The 18491-nt window shown below is 63.3% G+C and carries 17 protein-coding genes, 2 tRNA genes and 1 pseudogene; 14 read left to right on the forward strand and 6 right to left on the reverse strand.

Translation table 11 applies throughout. The annotated features are described in order from the left end of the window. The first annotated feature begins 84 nt into the window (after window positions 1-84). The 6 genes from ribBA (at window position 85) to HV796_RS00915 (ending at window position 5364) form a co-directional block, all read left to right on the forward strand. A complete protein-coding gene (gene ribBA / locus HV796_RS00890; RefSeq protein WP_175224233.1) occupies window positions 85-1221 on the forward strand; it encodes a bifunctional 3,4-dihydroxy-2-butanone-4-phosphate synthase/GTP cyclohydrolase II in 1137 nt (378 codons plus the stop codon). Window positions 1222-1290: 69 nt separating this feature from the next. Continuing rightward, a complete protein-coding gene (ribH, locus tag HV796_RS00895) occupies window positions 1291-1815 on the forward strand; it encodes a 6,7-dimethyl-8-ribityllumazine synthase (RefSeq protein WP_175224235.1) in 525 nt (174 codons plus the stop codon). Beyond that, window positions 1812-2249, forward strand: coding sequence for a transcription antitermination factor NusB (gene nusB / locus HV796_RS00900; RefSeq protein ID WP_175224237.1), 438 nt, complete (start codon window positions 1812-1814; stop codon window positions 2247-2249). The genes ribH and nusB overlap by 4 nt, the downstream gene beginning before the upstream one ends. A 94-nt stretch (window positions 2250-2343) precedes the next feature. Next, window positions 2344-3537, forward strand: a complete 1194-nt coding sequence (locus HV796_RS00905; protein ID WP_175224239.1) for a pyridoxal phosphate-dependent aminotransferase — start codon at window positions 2344-2346, stop codon at window positions 3535-3537. 238 nt (window positions 3538-3775) lie between these two features. Then, complete coding sequence (locus HV796_RS00910) at window positions 3776-4066, forward strand: helix-turn-helix domain-containing protein (RefSeq protein ID WP_246355626.1); 291 nt, start codon at window positions 3776-3778, stop codon at window positions 4064-4066. Then, window positions 4063-5364, forward strand: a complete 1302-nt coding sequence (locus tag HV796_RS00915; RefSeq protein ID WP_175224241.1) for a type II toxin-antitoxin system HipA family toxin — start codon at window positions 4063-4065, stop codon at window positions 5362-5364. Before HV796_RS00910 ends, HV796_RS00915 begins: the two co-directional genes overlap by 4 nt. A 123-nt stretch (window positions 5365-5487) precedes the next feature. On the opposite strand, the gene HV796_RS00920 is transcribed toward HV796_RS00915, so the two are convergent. Further along, the gene (locus HV796_RS00920) at window positions 5488-6687 is read right to left on the reverse strand and encodes a transglycosylase SLT domain-containing protein (protein WP_175224242.1); all 1200 of its coding nucleotides are present in this window, start codon (window positions 6685-6687) and stop codon (window positions 5488-5490) included. 716 nt (window positions 6688-7403) lie between these two features. Between HV796_RS00920 and HV796_RS00925 the strand changes: the two genes are divergently transcribed. Both HV796_RS00925 and HV796_RS00930 read left to right on the forward strand, forming a co-directional pair. Further along, window positions 7404-8981, forward strand: coding sequence for a UbiD family decarboxylase (locus tag HV796_RS00925; RefSeq protein WP_175224244.1), 1578 nt, complete (start codon window positions 7404-7406; stop codon window positions 8979-8981). A gap of 91 nt (window positions 8982-9072) precedes the next feature. Next, window positions 9073-9753, forward strand: coding sequence for a LysE family translocator (locus HV796_RS00930; protein ID WP_175224246.1), 681 nt, complete (start codon window positions 9073-9075; stop codon window positions 9751-9753). Here HV796_RS00930 and HV796_RS00935 read toward each other — a convergent pair. Then, window positions 9750-10715: a threo-3-hydroxy-L-aspartate ammonia-lyase gene (locus tag HV796_RS00935; RefSeq protein ID WP_175224248.1), complete on the reverse strand. Its 966-nt coding sequence runs from the start codon at window positions 10713-10715 to the stop codon at window positions 9750-9752. The two genes, HV796_RS00930 and HV796_RS00935, sit on opposite strands and share 4 nt — an antisense overlap. Before the next feature lie 198 nt (window positions 10716-10913). Next, window positions 10914-11204 carry a hypothetical protein gene (locus tag HV796_RS00940; RefSeq protein WP_175224250.1) on the reverse strand — a complete coding sequence of 97 codons (291 nt, stop codon included), beginning with the start codon at window positions 11202-11204 and terminating at the stop codon, window positions 10914-10916. A 1173-nt stretch (window positions 11205-12377) separates the two neighbouring features. Here HV796_RS00940 and HV796_RS00945 point away from each other — a divergent pair. From HV796_RS00945 to trmB, 4 genes are all read left to right on the forward strand, one after another. Then, window positions 12378-12698, forward strand: coding sequence for an EthD family reductase (locus HV796_RS00945; RefSeq protein WP_175224252.1), 321 nt, complete (start codon window positions 12378-12380; stop codon window positions 12696-12698). Between the two features lie 242 nt (window positions 12699-12940). Continuing rightward, complete coding sequence (locus HV796_RS00950; protein WP_175224253.1) at window positions 12941-13507, forward strand: YggT family protein; 567 nt, start codon at window positions 12941-12943, stop codon at window positions 13505-13507. Window positions 13508-13599: 92 nt separating this feature from the next. Continuing rightward, window positions 13600-13674: transfer RNA gene (locus HV796_RS00955), tRNA-Gly, on the forward strand. Window positions 13675-13848: 174 nt separating this feature from the next. Continuing rightward, the gene (gene trmB, locus HV796_RS00960) at window positions 13849-14667 is read left to right on the forward strand and encodes a tRNA (guanosine(46)-N7)-methyltransferase TrmB (protein WP_175224255.1); all 819 of its coding nucleotides are present in this window, start codon (window positions 13849-13851) and stop codon (window positions 14665-14667) included. Between the two features lie 13 nt (window positions 14668-14680). Here the strand turns inward: trmB and HV796_RS00965 are convergent, their stop codons facing one another. The 3 genes and pseudogenes from HV796_RS00965 to HV796_RS00975 all read right to left on the reverse strand — a co-directional run. Then, on the reverse strand, window positions 14681-15517 hold the full coding sequence (locus tag HV796_RS00965) for an undecaprenyl-diphosphate phosphatase (RefSeq protein WP_175224257.1): 837 nt from the start codon (window positions 15515-15517) through the stop codon (window positions 14681-14683). A gap of 85 nt (window positions 15518-15602) precedes the next feature. Beyond that, entirely contained in the window at window positions 15603-16187 is a 585-nt protein-coding gene (locus tag HV796_RS00970; protein ID WP_175224258.1) for a DUF1439 domain-containing protein, read from the reverse strand. A gap of 125 nt (window positions 16188-16312) precedes the next feature. Next, window positions 16313-16684: pseudogene (locus HV796_RS00975) on the reverse strand (YkgJ family cysteine cluster protein); the annotation flags it as partial. Window positions 16685-16790: 106 nt separating this feature from the next. On the opposite strand from HV796_RS00975, the gene hemN reads away from it, so the two are divergent. Then, window positions 16791-18176, forward strand: a complete 1386-nt coding sequence (gene hemN / locus HV796_RS00980; protein ID WP_175224262.1) for an oxygen-independent coproporphyrinogen III oxidase — start codon at window positions 16791-16793, stop codon at window positions 18174-18176. Between the two features lie 122 nt (window positions 18177-18298). Next, window positions 18299-18383, forward strand: a tRNA-Leu gene (locus HV796_RS00985). The last annotated feature ends 108 nt before the right edge of the window (window positions 18384-18491 follow it).

The following is an 18491-nucleotide window of genomic DNA, read 5'->3' on the forward strand; positions in this document are numbered from 1 at the left end:
CATCGCAGGTCTCTCCCATCCGAACGGGGCGACTTGGCGAGCCGCGTGGCGTAAAATACGCGCTTTCCCGAATCTCTCGCCACCATGACGCTCGCCTCCACTCCCGAGATCATCGCCGAACTGAAAGCCGGCCGGATGGTGATCCTCGTCGATGAAGAAGACCGCGAAAACGAGGGCGACCTCGTGATCGCCGCGGAATTCATCACGCCGGAAGCGATCAACTTCATGGCCCGCTACGGCCGCGGCCTGATCTGCCTGACGCTCACCCAGGAGCGCTGCAAGCAGCTCAACCTGCCGCTGATGACCTATCGCAATGGCACGCAATACGGCACCGCGTTTACGGTCAGCATCGAGGCCGCCGAAGGCGTCACCACCGGCATCTCGGCGGCGGACCGCGCGCGCACGATCGCAACCGCGGTCGCGCACGACGCGCGCGCCGAGCATATCGTGCAACCCGGCCACGTGTTTCCAATCATGGCGCAGCCCGGCGGCGTGCTGGTGCGCGCCGGGCATACCGAGGCCGGCTGCGACCTCACCGCGCTCGCGGGCCTCACGCCGGCCGCGGTGATCTGCGAGATCATCAAGGACGATGGCACGATGGCGCGTCTGCCCGATCTCATCGAGTTCGCGCGCGAGCACGGCCTGAAAATCGGCACGATCGCCGATCTGATCCACTATCGCAGCCGCACCGAATCGATTGTCGAGCGCGTTGCGGAACGCACGATGCACACCGCGCATGGCGCATTCCGCGCAGTCATGTATCTGGATCAGCCGAGCGGTCAGCCGCATATCGCGCTGGTGCGCGGCACGCCGGCGCCCGAGCGCGACACGCCGGTGCGCGTGCACGAGCCGCTGTCGGTGCTCGATCTGCTCGAAGTCGGCTCGTCGTGCACGCACTCATGGACACTCGACGCGGCGATGCAGGAAATCGCGTCGCGCGACCTCGGCGTGATCGTCATGCTGAACTGCGGCGACTCGAAGGAACATCTGGTCGACCTGTTCAAGGCGTTCGACCAGCAGGAAAAAGCGGAGGCGCTCAAGCGCCGCCCGGTCGACTTCAAGACCTACGGAATCGGCGCGCAGATTCTGCGCGAACTCGGCGTGGGCAAAATGCAGGTGCTGTCGAATCCGCGCAAGCTCGGCAGCATGTCAGGCTATGGGCTCGAAGTCACCGGCTTTGTGCGGATGCCGGGCGTCGCGGCTGAAAAGCCATGCCCGTAAGCGGTTGACTTCTGCATGACCCGCGCGTTCAGGATACTGCGCTCACCCCCTTCACTTCACGGACCTGATATGGAAATCGGACAATACCAACCGAATCTCGATGGCGACGGGCTGCGCATTGGCATCGTGCAGTCGCGTTTTAACGAACCGGTGTGCAACGGCCTCGCCGACGCATGCATCGAAGAACTCGAACGCCTGGGCGTGACGGGTGAGGACGTGCTGCTCGTCACCGTGCCGGGCGCGCTCGAAATTCCACTCGCGCTGCAAAAGCTCGCCGAAAGCGGCCAGTTCGACGCGCTGATCGCGGTCGGCGCGGTGATCCGCGGCGAAACGTACCACTTCGAGCTCGTATCGAACGAAAATGGCGCGGGTATCACACGCGTCGGCCTCGACTTCGGCATTCCGATCGCCAACGCGGTGCTGACCACCGACTCCGACGAACAGGCGGTCGCGCGGATGACCGAAAAGGGTCGCGATGCGGCGCGCGTTGCCGTCGAAATGGCCAATCTTGCGGTCGCACTCGAGCAGCTCGACGGCGATGACGACGACGAAGAAGAAGACGAAGACGAGGGTGACGAAGAGGAACGGGCATGAAGAGCGCACGCCGACGTTCGCGCGAACTGGCCACGCAGGGGTTGTACCAGTGGCTGCTGTCGGGTGCGCCTGCCGGCGAGATCGATACCCAGCTGCGCGGCGCGCAGGGTTTCGACAAGGCTGATCACGAGCATCTGAATGCGCTGCTGCACGGCGTGATTCGCGAAGGGGACGAATTGTCCGCCGCGATTGCGCCGTGCCTCGACCGGCCGATCGATCAGCTTTCGCCGGTCGAGCGCGCGGTGCTGCTCGTCGCCGCGTATGAGCTCAAGCACCACGTCGATATTCCGTACCGTGTCGTAATCAACGAAGCCGTCGAACTCGCGAAGACATTCGGCGGGTCTGACGGTTATAAATACGTCAACGGCGTGCTCGACAAGCTGTCCGCGCAGCTGCGCGAGGCTGAAACGCAAGCGTCGGCCCGCAAGCGCTAGACGGCGGCGCGCGGGCCGCGACGCCTCGCAACTCGCCAGGTACACGGCCTCTTTCACACTGCGGCCCGTTTTTGTTTCGAACTGGACTCATCCGATGAACAGCGTCAGCGAACCTCTGATCCATCTGGCCGCGCGCGTCGACGCGATTCAGCCGTTCTACGTGATGGAAATGATGAAGGAAGCCGAGCAGCTCGAGCGCGCCGGCCGCGACATCATCCATATGAGCATCGGCCAGCCGGACTTCACCGCGCCCGAGCCGGTGCTCGAAGCGGCGGCGAACGCGCTGCGGCGCGGCGACATGCACTACACGAGCGCACTCGGCATTCGCGCGCTGCGCGAGGCGATCGCCGGCCACTATGCGCACGCTTATGGAATCGACGTCGACCCGGCGCGCATCGTCGTGACGGCCGGCGCATCGGCGGCGTTGCTGCTCGCGTGCACGGCGCTGGTCGATCGTGACGACGAAGTGCTGATGCCCGACCCGTGCTATCCGTGCAACCGGCACTTCGTCACCGCTGCGGAGGGCAAGCCGGTGCTCGTGCCAAGCGGTCCCGCCGAGCGTTTCCAGTTGACGGCCGACGACGTCGAACGCTTGTGGACCTCGCGCACGCGCGGCGTGCTGCTCGCGTCGCCGTCGAACCCAACCGGCACGTCGATCGCGCCGGACGAACTGAAGCGCATCGTCGAAGCCGTGCGCGCGCGCGGCGGTTTCACGGTGGTCGACGAGATCTACCAGGGGCTCAGCTACGACGCGCCGCCGGTTTGCGCGGTGTCGTTCGGTGACGACGTCATCACGGTCAACAGCTTCTCGAAGTACTTCAACATGACCGGCTGGCGGCTCGGCTGGCTCGTGGTGCCGCCGTCGCTCGTCGACGCGTTCGAGAAGCTGTCGCAAAACCTGTTTATCTGCGCGTCGGCGCTCGCGCAGCACGCGGCGCTTGCGTGCTTCGAACCGGCAACGCTGGCGATCTATGAGATGCGCCGGCTCGAATTCAAGCGCCGGCGCGACTTTCTCGTGCCGGCGCTCGAATCGCTCGGGTTTGCTGTACCGGTGATGCCGGACGGCGCGTTTTACGTGTACGCCGACTGCCGGAACGTGCCGCATGCGGCAGCCGGCGACAGCGCCGTGTTGGCCAGTGCGATGCTGCACGATGCGGGGGTCGTGATGGTGCCCGGAATGGATTTTGGTTCGGCCGCCCCGCACGACTATGTGCGCGTGTCGTATGCGACCGCTTATCCGAGGCTCGAAGAGGCCGTGGAACGGTTGCGCGGATTGTTCAGCCGGTAGCCGCCGACGCGTTCGCCGCGTGAGCCGGCGGGTTCGGTCACGGTAAGCCCCCTGACGGTGAAACGGCCCGCAGGGGGCTTTTTCATGCGCAGTCGAACCGCGGCGGGTGATTGATACGCGATATTATTTATCATACATCTCTGGCAATATGTTTTATATTTCATACATCATCAACGTCAAATTCAAGTCTCGAGATTGCGTGTATGATTAATTAAACAAACGCGGCCGCGAGTATGAAATGTCATTCCTCAGCCAGATCAAACAGCTCATCGCGCAACGCGAAACACCGTCCGCCCGCCTGGCGGAACTCGTCGGCATCGCGCGCCCGAATCTCGTGACGACCCTATCTGGAAAGCACGATACACGCGGCTCAACGCTCGACGCGATCGCTGGTGCGCTGAACGCGCAGTGGGTGCTTGTCCCCAACGAGCATCTCGCCGCGGTAGAGCGCGTCCTCGCAGGACGCGACGCCGGGCCCGACCGCGAAGCGAAAAGCGCCGTCGACCTGTTCGTCGGGAAGAACCCATGAGCGACGGTCTGCACCCGCGATATCTGGAAGTTCGCTTCTACGGCGAGATCGTGGGCTACCTTTGCGAACTCGACGGAAACTGCCGCTTTGTACCGTCGGAGCGGTTCAACGCCGCATCGGGGCAGCCGACCCTGAGCCTTTCGATGTCGATTCCAGGCGTACCGGCCATCGCCGCCGCCATCTTCGCCAACCCCTTCCACCCCGCGCTTTACAACACCGGCGGGCAGTTGCCGCCGTTCTTCGCGGGGCTTCTTCCGGAGAGCGAGCTTCGTCGGCGACTCGAGCTCACCCGGCACAACCCTGAAGACCGCGACGACTTCGGCGTGCTTGCCGCCGCCGGGACCGATCTTCCCGGCGCCGTCGTGGTCGCGCCACTCGCCGACCCGCACGACATCCCTGAGTACGCGCGGACGTTCGGGGCCACCGGCGGCGCGGACAATCTCGAATCGACGGTCATCGAGGGGGCGACGGAAGGTGCCGCATCGGTATCGGGGGTTCAGAACAAGCTCGCGCTCTCAACCCTGCAACGGGGCAAGCGGTACACAATGCCCGGGCATGGGAAGCTCTCGGACATCATTGCGAAGCTGCCGGTGCGCAACGACGACACACAGATCTTTAACGAATACGCGGCGATGCAGCTGGCGAAAGCCGCTGGTGTCGATGTCGCCGACTGTGAGCCGATGCCCATCGCTGCGCTCGACATAGCTGGCGTGAGCGATGCGGCCGGTACAGCGCAATGGTTCCTGGCGGTTCAGCGCTACGACCGGGTCGACAACGTCCGGCTGCATGTGGAGGACGCGTGCCAGATTCTCGGGCGGATGCCGCGCGCGAAGTACGGCAACATCGAGCACTTTCAAACCCTCGTCACGCTGCTCAATCGACTCAGTCCGAAAGGCGTCGATGACGTTCGACAGTTCTTCATCCGTCAGGCTGTCAATACGCTGATCGGAAACAGCGACGCACACCTGAAGAATTTCTCCGTGCTCTATGCCGACAGGAAGTTTCCGCAGCTGACTCCCGCGTACGACATCGTGTGCGTGGCCGCTTTACCGGGCTTCGCAGCGTACGGAACCAATGTCGCGATCGACCGGATGCAGCGCGTGCAAACGCTGGAGGACTATAAGTTAATGGCGCGCGCCAGCGGTATCGCCGAGCGGATCGCGACAGCCGCGGTGAAATCGGCTGTGTCGGCGGCGCGCGGCCTGTGGCCTCAACGGCTCGAGCAGCTAGCTGCCCCATCCAGGATGAAGGAACTCGTGCTTGAACGACTCGCGACGTTACCGTTGGCTCAGGTCTGAGTGACGCAGTCTCGCGCTTCGCCGTCTCGTGTCACGGCCAACCGGACGCCGGCCATGAAAAAGCCCCTGCCGGAGAACCTGACCGGCAGGGGCTTGTTTGATCGTAATCGCTGTTCGGTGAGATCAGGCGCCCAGTTGCTCCGGCGAAGCATCGTGCTTTTGTGCCGTGCTCGCGTCGTCTTGTGCGGGCGTGACGCTCGATGTCGTCTTCGCCGCGGCGAGCGGATGACCGCCGTCGAGCGTTACCTGCACGCGTTTGCCATTGTTTGCAGCCGGTTGCGCGGACGTCGACGCGTTCACCGTCGCGGGCGCCTGCGGCGCGTTGATCGGCACCTTGCGGCCGCGTGCGACGTCGCGCAGACGCGTGCGCTCGGCCATCACCTTCGCGCCGTAGCCGCCGTCGTCCTGCGTCGACGAACCGACGTACAGGCGCAGACCGCCTAGCAGCGAACCGCCGCGTGCGATGCAATCCTTCAGCACCAGCGCGCCGACCTTGATGTTCGCGAGCGGCTCGAGCGCGGCGCGCTGACCGCCAAAGTAGCGGAACTTGTCCGAGTGCACCGTGGACATCACCTGCATCAGGCCCTTCGCGCCGACGCCACTTTCCGCGTATGGGTTGAAGCCCGATTCGATCGCCATCACGGCGAGCAGCAGCAGCGGGTCGAGCCCGACCTCGCGGCCGGTGTCAAACGCTGCCTTCACAAGTTCGCTGACCGGCTCCTGCGCGACACGGTAGCGGCGCGCAATGAAGGTCGAGACCAGATCCTGCTCACGCGAAGACACCAGCACGCGGTCGTCACGCGCATCGGCGCTTACGCGTTGCGACGGAATCATGTTTGCCAGCGACGCGACGCTCGGCAGCGTGCGCGGGTCGAGCCCGTTGACCGCCGATGACGGGCCGGCGCTGCCGCCGTTCGTGGCCTTGTTCAGGCCGGTGCCGAGGTCGAGGGGGTTGTCGAAGCCGTTCACGCCGGTCAACGCGACCGCTTGCGTCTCGCCGTCGTTGGTGCTGCTGGTATTGCTGGACAACGTATCGTCCGCTGTCCCGTCGCCGCGCACACCGGGCGGCGCGATAGCCGGCAGCGGATTGCCTTGCAGCAGCCGGGCCGGGCCTGCCTGCACGGCGGCGGACAACACCGGCATCAGCTTCGCGGCAAGCGTGCCGCGCCACGTCGGCATCAGCCACAGCGCGAGCGCCAGCACTACGGCGACCCCGCCCACGACGCTAAACAGATAATGACTCAGACGCGTCCCGCGACGTAATACAGCGCGTACAGCTTGTGCGGCTCGCTCATCGGGACGCCACGATAACCAGGCGTTCATTCAGATCTCCCATGTTGCATGACTCCGCGCACCCCGCCGATGAACCGGCTTCGGCAACACGTCCGCAGAATCAAGACGTCGTGCGCTCTGGTTAAGGCGGCCACGGCGTCGGGAAGCAGCAAAGAACGGCAAAAAATACCGTTCGGGGAGCCCAAATTTCGGAAACGGTCGGGCAGCATGCTGTAAAGCATGCACACTCGGGGGCTCCCACACGAAAAACCAGCGTCGAATTGCGCTGGTGAAGACAACTAAAACCGTCAATGCCGTGCAAGGGGCGGCAAAAGCGACGCGTTGCGTCTGAAGGACCGGGGGACGGTGGTAAAAACTATCAAGCCCTGCAACCAATGCAGCGGATTCTAGAGCACCGTTTTATAGATCGTCAACACTATAAATATCCAAAGCTATAACCAATTGTCATAATGAACGGCGTTCAGTCGGTCAAGACCCGCGTAGTACGCGCCTTTCGGGCCATATGACTTTTCGCGCCTCAGCGTGCGCCAGACAACGCATGTAAAATCGACAATCGAAAGAAACAGGCGTTCCTGCGTTTTTTGTTGCAATTTGTTGCTGCCTGTCGGCGCCGTCACGTTGTCCGCTGTTTGTCGTCGTCATTCGCAGTCGCTATTCGCTATCGCTGTTTGCCGCCGCCAGCCGCTTGCACCGGCCGGTGCCCGTCCTCTCACTCCGCCGTCTGACGGCCCTTCGCATCGGACCCGATGAAATATAAAGACCTGCGCGACTTCGCCGGACGTCTCGAGTCGTTAGGCGAACTGCGCCGCATCTCGCAAAACGTCTCCCCCGTCCTGGAAATGACCGAACTGTGCGATCGGGTGCTGCGAGCAGGCGGCCCCGCGCTGCTGTTTGAATCGAAACAGAACCACGCGTTTGCCGTGCTCGGCAACCTGTTCGGCACGCCGCGCCGCGTCGCACTGGGGATGGGCATCGAAACAGCGGGCGGCGACGGCGCCCACGGCGATCAAGCCGCGCTCGAGTCGCTGCGGGACGTCGGGCGACTGCTATCCGCACTGAAGGAGCCCGAGCCGCCGAAGGGCCTGAAGGAGGCGGGCAAGCTGCTGTCGCTCGCGAAAGCGGTCTGGGACATGGCGCCAAAAACGGTCAGCGGGCCGCCGTGTCAGGAAATCGTCTGGGAAGGCAACGACGTCGACCTCGCGAAACTGCCGGTCCAGACCTGCTGGCCTGGCGACGCGGGCCCGCTGATCACGTGGGGACTCACGGTCACGCGCGGGCCCAGCAAGACCCGGCAGAACCTCGGCATTTACCGGCAGCAGGTCATTGGGCGCAATAAGGTGATCATGCGCTGGCTGGCGCATCGCGGCGGCGCGCTCGATTTCCGCGAGTTCGCGTTGCGCAACCCCGGGCAGCCGTACCCGGTCGCGGTGGTGCTCGGCGCGGACCCGGCGACCATTCTCGGCGCCGTGACGCCGGTGCCCGATACGCTATCGGAATACCAGTTCGCCGGCCTGCTGCGCGGCGGCCGCACGGAGCTCGCGAAGTGCGTGACGCCCGGTGTCGATACGTTGCAGGTGCCGGCGCGCGCCGAGATCGTGCTTGAAGGCTTTATCTATCCGCAGCAGGGCGAGCCGGCTGCGGCGCCGGCGGGCGCGCCGCCCAGGCCGTCAAAGGGGCCGGCAAGCGCGTATGAGCATGCGCTCGAAGGTCCGTACGGCGACCACACGGGCTACTACAACGAACAGGAGTGGTTCCCGGTATTCACGATCGAGCGCATCACGATGCGTCGCGACGCGATCTACCACTCCACCTATACCGGCAAACCGCCTGACGAGCCAGCCGTGCTGGGCGTTGCGCTCAACGAGGTGTTCGTGCCGTTGTTGCAGAAGCAATTCCCGGAGATCACCGATTTCTATCTACCGCCGGAAGGATGCAGCTACCGGATGGCGATCGTGCAGATGAAGAAGAGCTACCCCGGTCACGCGAAACGGGTGATGTTCGGCGTCTGGAGCTTCCTGCGGCAATTCATGTATACGAAGTTCATCGTCGTCGTCGACGAAGACGTCAACATTCGCGACTGGAAGGAAGTGATCTGGGCGATCACGACGCGCATCGATCCGTCGCGCGACACGGTGCTGGTCGATCAGACGCCGATCGATTATCTCGATTTCGCGTCGCCGGTGGCCGGTCTCGGGTCGAAGATGGGACTCGACGCGACCAGCAAGTGGCCCGGTGAAACCGACCGCGAATGGGGCCGCCCGATCGAGATGGATCGTGCGGTCAAGGCACGCGTCGACGAACTCTGGAATACGTTAGGTCTGTGACTTCATCCACCGGCGCCCTGTAGAATTGCGCCGGCGCGAAGCGTGCACCCACGCTTCGCTTCAACTATAAGAATTCAGGGAAGTTGCGCGGATGCATTCGTTGTCGTTGTTGTCGGATGGTTTTTTTCTGTCGTTGTCGTTGTGCCTCGATATCGGCCTCGTGAACGTCGCGATTATTTCGCTGACGCTATCGCACGGCTTCCGGCCAGGGTTCTGGCTCGGCCTCGGGTCGTGTTTCGGCGATCTGATCTATGCGGCGCTCGCGCTCGCGGGCATGGCCGCGCTGCTGCAATTCGACGCGGTGCGCTGGGTGGTATGGATCGGCGGCGCCGCAATTCTGCTCTATCTCACGTGGAAGATGGCGCGCGAGGCATTGTTTCCCGCCTCGGCGCCGCCGGTCGAGGGCGAGGCCGATCCGGCCGCGCCGCATCTGAGCCCGTGGCGCGGCTTCGCGCGCGGCGTGCTGCTGGCGGTGTCGTCGCCTAGCGCGATTCTGTGGTTCGCCGCGGTCGGCGGCGCACTGATCGCGAAGGCCGGCGCGACTTCCGTGACCACCGCGCTGGTGTTCCTCGGCGGCTTCCTTGCCGGCGGGCTTGCGTGGACCCTGTTCATTTGCGCGCTGGCGAGCCATGGCCGCAAGCGCGCGGGGACCGGGCTGCTACGCGCGTGTCATGTGCTGTCGGCCGCGCTCTTTGCGTACTTTTCGTACAGCGTGATCGTGAACGGGTATCACGAGCTGATCGTGCCGGCCGCGCGCGCAGCAGCCGGTTAGCCGAGAAATTCGGCGAGGCGGGCGAGGTCGACATTGCCGCCGCTGACCACCACGCCCACGCGCTTGCCCTGCACCGGCACGATGCCGTTCAGCACGGCCGCGGCGGCAAGACAGCCGGTCGGCTCAACCACGATCTTCATCCGCTGCGCGAAGAACCGCAGCGTGTCGATCAGTTGCGCATCGCTGACGGTCACGATCTGCTCGACGTGACGCTGGATGATCGGGAACGTGTAGTGGCCAAGGTGCGTCGATGCCGCGCCATCCGCAATCGTGTGCGGCACGTCGATTGTCACGATCTCGCCGCGCGCAAGCGACTGCTGCGCGTCGTTGCCCGCCTCCGGCTCGACGCCGATCACGCGGCACGCCGGGCTTAATGCCGCCGCCGACAGCGCGCTGCCACCAATCAGTCCGCCGCCGCCGAGACAAACGAACAGCAGATCGAGCGGGCCGGTCTCGTCGATCAGTTCCTTCACCGCCGTGCCCTGCCCCGCGATGACATGCGGATGGTCGTACGGCGGAATCAGCGTCATGCCGCGCTCCCTGGCGAGCCGCTGACCGATTTCCTCGCGATTTTCCTTGTAGCGGTCATAGGTGATCACTTCGCCGCCGTAACCGCGGGTGGCGGCCATTTTCGCGGCGGGCGCATCGTGCGGCATCACGATCGTCGCGCGAATGCCGGCAAGACGCGCCGACAGCGCGATCGCCTGCGCGTGATTGCCCGACGAATAGGTCAGCACGCCGGCGTCACGCTGCGCGCGGTCGAAATGAGAAATCGCGTTGAACGCGCCGCGAAACTTGAACGCCCCCATGCGCTGGAAGTTTTCGCACTTGAAGAAAATCGATGCGCCGGTACGTTCGTTTGCGGTAGTGGACGTGAGGACCGGTGTACGGTGCGCGAAGCCTTCGATGCGGGCGGCCGCATCAACGACATCGTCATAGGTGGGAGCAGGCAGCGATTGCATCGACAGAAGACTCCGAAGCGTAGGAAAGGTCGTATTTTCCCAGCTTCCGTGCCGATACGGAACGCTTGTCAAATGACAAACGGCGCAATCAGGTGCGATACCTGAATTGCGCCGTTATCGTGTGCTGAAAAGATTCGCAGTTTCTACCCCACGCGAGCGGCTCGACCGCCCGCGCTTCATTTCCGTCACGTCATCGTGTCAATGACGGTAGTAACCGTGACCGTACCCGTAGTAGCCGCGGTGGTAGTACGGACGGTAGTAGCCGTGATAGCCGTAATAACCGCCCACCACGACAGGCGGCGCATAGACGACCGGCGGCGGCGCATACACAACCGGGGGCGGCGGATAGTACGCCGGCGCAGCATAGACCGGATACGCAGGCGCCACCGGCACGCCGATGCCGATACCCACCGACACGTGCGCCTGCGCAGCAGTGATCACGCCAACCCCAAGTGCAGCCCCAACGACAAACGGAACGATCTTCTTCATTTGTTCTCTCCAAAACGGCACATCAGGCCCGTGTGCCGCATAACGACATCCTTGATACCTAATCTAACGAAAAAGGCCCGGGGCCGCCGTTTGCATTTGTTGCAAATTGCAATTGAGGCCCGCGCGTTGTTTCATGTAGCACGCCATTCATAGCTTCGAAGTTGGCGCCACCCGTCGAAAATCAAGGGGTTGCGTCGGTCTCGGGGCGCGCACAACTCTATTTACCGATCTGCAAACGAACGCGCAGTCCGTGCCGGTAATCTTTGATTACAAATTCGCTGCGGTCGCGCGGCGCGCGGTGCGTAGCGGTGCGGCGCCACCAAAGAAAATGCCCGGCTTGGCCGGGCATCGGGTAATACAGGAACGCTGCGGGTTCGGATTCGTCAACCGACTTTCACGTAGGTGAACTCTCGGGTGACGCTCGGCGGCACATACGCGCCACTAATTTTTACGCGAGGCGTTAGCCGCTTTTTCTGATCCCACCAGCGACGCCGTTGGGAATGGGTCAAGAACCGCAAGTGCTTTCGGTATGAAAAGATGCTCATCGCGACCTCCGGAATCCGACTGTAAAACCAGGAAAAAGCCGACGGAACTGCCTATGACGTGGCGATGCAAGCAGTTTTCGCGCCTACGTCATTTGCCACTCGACATAAACGTCTTTGTAACCGGCTCGACGATTGTCATCGGTACGACAACGTACACACATCGGCGCAGGTCAGCGCCTCACGGCATTCGAATTCGCCGCTGCCATTCGTCAGCCTTATCGCGCGCCGATCTGCGTCGATCAGCCAACTGAATTTACTTTACCTGTTTGGCGGGAAGCTGGCAGAAACCTGGCGGAAATGCCCAACAGATAGGAACACCGGCCGGTATCGCGCAGAACGGGCGCAGCGATCGGTCAGCCCCGCTGTACATGACCCGCATCGCTCGTCGCGAAAAAGCAACTAGGATGGTAGTTGCGCATCGAAGGCGAACGGACCATCGATCGGTCGACGACCCGTTGCCGGATCGCAAAGGACGCGCAAGGCCCCGATGCGCGAAAATCTGTCCGGTCGCGCGCCGGATCACGCACTGCGGGTGCGGGCGTCAAGTAAGCCATGGTAATGTGACGACCGGCGCGCGAACGCGATATCCGCCGCGAGCCGGGCCGGGACTCATCGACGAGAACGCACAATGATCAACGTCTACCTGTTCTATCCGTATCAGCCGAATGGCCGTTTCGATATGGACTATTACTGCGGCACGCACATGCCGCTCGCCGCGAAGCTGTTCGGCACGGCGCTCAAGGGCTGGTCAGTGGACGCGGGGGTCAATGCCGGACCGCCCGATTCCGCGCCGCCGTTCTTCGCGGTCGGGCGTTTTCTGTTCGATTCGGCCGAAGCGTTCTTTCAGGTGTTCAATCCGGTAGCCGACCAGTTGTTGGGCGATGTGCCTAACTACTACGACGGCGGCAATCCGCAAGTGATGATCAGCGAGGTCAAGGTTTCAGCGTGACCGAGCGCTAACGGTTTGGCGGGTGGTGAGGCGCGCCGGTGGTCGCCTGGTCGGCCTTGGTTGATTACCTGCTGCCGGCCGTGCTTTGCCGTACCCTGCCGTATTTCGGGGTATCGTTCATGCGCATCGGGGGCGTGAACGGCTACCTTATCTGACATAACAACCCACGCCGGCTTCGAGACATCGGGGCCGGCGCCAGGTCCGCGCTGTGCCGGACGCATTCTGAAGGAAAGGACAACAAGATGTTCGGCGATATCGCCCGTTTTCTGCTCAATACGGTTTTCACGCTGTTCGGCGCGGCACTGCTGCTGCGCGCATGGCTGCAATTCGTCCGGTTGCCGCCGTATAACCCGGTGTCGAGCGCGGTGCTGCAAGTGACAAACTGGCTCGTGCTGCCGCTGCGCAAGGTGCTGCCGAACGCGCGCCAGATCGACTGGGCCAGCCTGATCGCGACGGTGGTCACCGCGATTGTCTACATCGTGCTGATATTGCTGATTGGCCATGTCGATCCGCGCGCGCTGATGCCGATGCTGCTGATCGTCGCGTTGCTCACCGTCATCAAATGGGCGCTCAATCTGGTGATCTGGCTGACGATCCTGATGGCGTTGCTGTCGTGGCTGAACCCACGCTCGCCGGCCATGCCGATTCTTTATCAGCTGACTGCGCCGTTTCTCGATCCGCTGCGCAAGATCATCCCGCGCCTGGGCGGAATCGACCTGTCGCCTATTCTGTTGTTCGTGATCGTGCAGGTGTTACTGATGGTGGTGACGCGTGCGGCGGTGTCGCTGACGCTGTTCGGGGAGATATGACACGCTGATTGAAGATGCTCGCGCGCGGCGGCAGTTCAGGCTGCCGCGCGGTTTGCCTAAATCGCTTGAATCCGCGTAAAATGGCGCGCTCTGCGGGCGTCGTATAATGGCTATTACCCTAGCTTCCCAAGCTAGAGACGTGGGTTCGATTCCCATCGCCCGCTCCAGCTCCACTCCGCAGTCGGCTGCAACACACATTCGACCTAGTCGATAAAAGCGCCCGCTCGCCGTACCCGCCCGAACCGTTCGCACTTGGGCACCGGAAACCCATCTGTTTTAATGCAGCGCTGGCGCCGTTTCCTTTGCGTTGCCCGTTGCAGTCACACTCGCATTCATCGACGATGATTCACGATCCGAACGAAGCCGGCTTGCCGCTCGACTCCTCCGAACAGTCCGCGAATGACGCCCGCGCATGCGACGCTGTACCTGACGCAGCCGGCGCCGCCCAACCCGCCGCCGAAGATTCGAACCCCGCGACAACGCCCGAAGCGCTGCATCTACGCCGCATCCGCAGCTTTGTCACGCGCGCCGGGCGCGTTTCCCCGGGCCAGCGCCGCGCGATCGACGAACTCGGGCCGCGCTTCGTGCTGCCCTTTGCGCAGCGACAGCCGGACTGGGACGCGGTATTCGGCCGCCACGCGCCGCGCGTGCTGGAAATCGGCTTTGGCATGGGCTCGACCACCGCTGAAATCGCCGCGCGCCGCCCGGCGGACGATTTTCTCGGCGTCGAAGTGCACGAACCCGGCGTCGGCGCGCTGCTAAAGCTGATTGGCGAACAGCATCTGTCGAATATCCGCATCGTTCAACACGACGCGGTCGAAGTGCTGGAACAGATGATCGCGCCGGACAGTCTCGACGGCGTGCATATCTTCTTCCCCGACCCGTGGCACAAGGCGCGTCACCATAAGCGCCGGCTAATCCAGCCCAAGTTCGTCGCACTGCTCGTGTCGCGTCTGAAGCCGGGCGCGTATCTGCATTGCGCGACCGACTGGCAGAACTACGCGGAGCAGATGCTGGACGTGCTCGGCGCGGAACCCGCGCTTGCGAACACCGCGGAGAATTACGCGCCGCGCCCGGACTACCGTCCGGTCACCAAGTTCGAGCGGCGCGGCCTGCGCCTCGGCCACGGCGTGTGGGACCTGATCTTCACGCGTCGCTAGCGGTCAGGCCGCGCTAGTCGGCCCAGCTCAACCCGCCGGTGTACCCCACCACCAGAACGAGCAGACCGAATCCGATCCGATACCACGCAAACGCGGTGAAATCGTGCGACGCGACATAGCGCAACAGCCAGCGCACGCAAGCGAACGCGCTAATAAAAGCCGCGACGAAGCCGACGGTGAAGATCCCGAGCGCATCCGCCGACAGCTCGTGCCAATCCTTATACAGCTCGTAAAACGTTGCGCCGAACATGATCGGAATCGCGAGGAAAAATGAGAATTCCGTCGCCACGCGCCGGTCGAGCCCGAACAGCATGCCGCCGATAATCGTCGAACCGGAACGCGACATGCCCGGAATCAGCGCGAAGCATTGTGCCAGGCCGACCTTGAGTGCATCGACCGGGCGCAGATCGTCGATCGAATGGATGCGCGCCTGCGCGCCGCTGCCATTGCGCTGACGCGCTTCGGCCCAAAGAATGATCACGCCGCCGACCGCGAGCGCCACGGCAACCGGCACCGGCGCGAACAGCACCGCCTTGATCGCCTTTTCGAACAGCAGACCGAGCACGATCGCGGGAATCGTCGCGATGATCACGTTCAGCGCGAAACGCCGCGCATCGGCGCGCACCGGCAGCCCCACCACCACATCGACGATGCGCCGCCGGAATTCCCAGCAGACCGCGAGAATCGCACCCAGCTGGATCACAACATCGAAGGTCTTCGCCTGCGGCGCGTTGAATCGGAGCAGATGCCCGGCAATGATCAGGTGCCCGGTGCTCGACACCGGCAAAAACTCCGTCAAGCCTTCGATGACGCCCAGAATCAGCGCCTTGCCAATGAGTATCCAGTCCATCCGCGACCCTTGTTGCTGTTGACATCTGTTGAGCGCATCGGGCCAGCGGCGCTTTGGCACACGCGGCCCTCCGGCCGCGCGCGCGTCACCTTTCGACGATCTGCACGCGTATGCCGTTTGTAAGGACGGTGATTGTACCGGGTTCGTACGAAACACCGGCAAATTGCAGCTGCTCAGGCTTGAACGTGTAAACCGGGTAGTTGGCGAGCAATTGCGTCGCAAGCAGCCCGGCAGCCGCGCTGATCTGCTGCGCGTACGCGGCCGCATCGCCGCTTACGTTCACGTTGTCGACACTCGGCGACTTCAGCACGACCGCACGGCTCGCCGCGTCGTACTCGAGCGCGCTCGACAGCGTGAACACGCCGCTCACCGGATGCGCGAGGAACGGGCTCGCGAAGTGCGCATCAAGCCGCACCGACACGCGATTGGTATCCGGCAGCAAGCCGACTACCGGATTCGTCAGCGTGACGTCGAACACCTGCGAAACGGTGCGTTGATACGGAAATTTGCGCTGCACCGCCTCCTGCACCTGCTGTTGCGAGAACGTGTAGTGATCCGGAATGAACGGGAAAATCGATGCCGCGCACGCGGACAGCGATAGGGCGGCGGCCCCGGCCGCAGTTGATGCAAGCAGGAAGCGGCGCCTGGCCGGCGCTGCGGGTTCGGTCATTCAGGTTCTCCTGTTTTGCTGTTTGATGCCGCTTTCGGCGTGACTTTCGGGCTAGCTTTCCCGGTTGCGCCCATCGACGAGGCATGCGCGGGACCCGGCGGCAAACACGCGGGATCGTGTCGTTCAGGGCGTGTATCGTGTTCGAGCCGCGCGAGCCAGACGAGCGCATCAGCGCGCGATGCACCGCACATCTCCGCCTGCGGCTGCAGCCCCGAACAACAGGCCGGCCGCTCCGGCTTACCGAAAATCGTGCAACGCAGATCGTCGCCGAGCTGCACGCAGCGCACGCCGGCCGGCTTGCCCTCCGGCATCCCCGGTATCGGGCTTGAAATCGACGGCGCAATACAGCATGCGCCGCAGCCGGGCCGGCACGCATGACCGGCAACATCGGCCGTATGAAACGAAGCATCGAGCGTCACTACCGTTCTTCCTGAAACGTCAAACCTTGCTTGGGCGCGCTCGCGGCCAACCAGCCATGCGCGCGCCCGACCCCGCATTGTGCCATTGCGCCGCATGCGACCTTTTCACGCAACACCGGCCACGATCGGCCCCCTACACTGCGCATCAGAAAAGACGCGCCCCAACGTCGCCCGGATTCCGCCGATGCAAACTGCCGACTCCCTCTTTCGCCCGGACCTGCTCGCCCGATACAGCACGAACGGCCCGCGGTATACGTCCTATCCCACCGCCCTGCAGTTCCGCGAAGACTTCGATCACGCCGACTATCTGCGTGCCGCGGCGGACGCGGGTGCGGCGCAAACGGATCTCTCGCTCTACTTCCACATTCCGTTTTGCGACACCGTGTGCTTCTATTGCGGCTGCAACAAAGTCGCCACGAAGAATCGTGCCCGTGCGAGACCGTATCTCGAGCGGCTCAAGCGCGAACTCGCGTTCCAGGCTGCCTGCTTCGACACGTCGCGCGCCGTCACGCAACTGCATTGGGGCGGCGGCACACCGACGTTTCTGTCGCATGACGAGATGGCCGAACTGATGGCCGCGACGCGCGAGCACTTCAGGCTACAGTCCGACACCGAAGCGGAAATATCGATCGAGATCGATCCGCGCGAAGCATCGCCGCAAACGATCGAACATGCGCGCGCGCTCGGTTTCAACCGGCTGAGCCTCGGCGTGCAGGATTTCGATCCGGTCGTGCAGCGCGCGATCAACCGGATCCAGCCGCTCGAGCTGACGCAGACCGTGATGCACGCCGCGCGCGCGAGCCGCTTTCATTCGATCAGCGTCGATCTGATTTACGGCTTGCCGCACCAGACTGTCGCGAGCTTCGAACGCACGCTCGATTCGATCATCGAGCTCGCGCCGGACCGGCTGTCGGTATTCGGCTACGCGCACATGCCGCAACGCTTCAAGATGCAGCGGCAGATGGACCCGGCGACGCTGCCGTCATCCGCGCAGCGCGTCGCGATCCTGCAGCATGTCGTGCAACGGCTAACCGACGCGGGCTATGTGTATATCGGCATGGATCACTTCGCGCTCCCCACTGACGAGCTCGCGCGCGCCCAGGCTCAGCGCACGCTGCATCGCAATTTCCAGGGCTATAGCACGCGCGCGGAATGCGATCTGATCGGGTTAGGCGCGTCGTCGATCGGCAAGGTCGGCGACGTGTACGCGCAGAACGCGACCGATCTGCCAGGCTACACGGCCGCCATCGACGCAGGCCGGCTCGCGCTCCGGCGCGGCTTGCGCCTAAGCGCCGATGACCGGTTGCGCCGCGACGTCATTATCCAATTGATGTGCAATCTCGAACTGCGTTTTGACGAATTCGAAGCGGCATACGGCATTCGCTTTGCCGACGCATTCGCGCCGGAATTGAGCCGGCTGCGTGCGTTCGAAAACGATGGACTTGTGTCGATCGGCAGCCGCAAGCTTGAAGTGAAGCTGGCGGGAAAGATGCTGGTTCGCAATGTGGCGATGGTGTTCGACCGGTATCTGGGAGAAGGCGCGCTGCAGCGGTTTTCGCGTACGGTTTGATGGAGCGCCCGCGTGTGGCGCCCAACTTGCCCGGCGTCGCGTTTTCAGCGATAATCAGCGTCTTCGCTGCGCGCGGTTTGCCTCGTGTTACCTCCGGCTATCTTCGCCGCGCCGCAACACCTGCCCAGGTGGTGAAACAGGTAGACGCAGGGGACTCAAAATCCCCCGCCGCAAGGCGTGCCGGTTCGAGTCCGGCCCTGGGCACCAGTCCACCACATGCTCAAAACGGCTGATAAGTCAATAGATAGCGGGCTTATTGGCTTGAAGCCTTGCCCAGTAAGCCTCATCGCCTGTTTGACGTCGTGCATAGAAATG

Source organism: Paraburkholderia humisilvae (assembly GCF_902859855.1).
GTDB lineage: Bacteria > Pseudomonadota > Gammaproteobacteria > Burkholderiales > Burkholderiaceae > Paraburkholderia > Paraburkholderia humisilvae.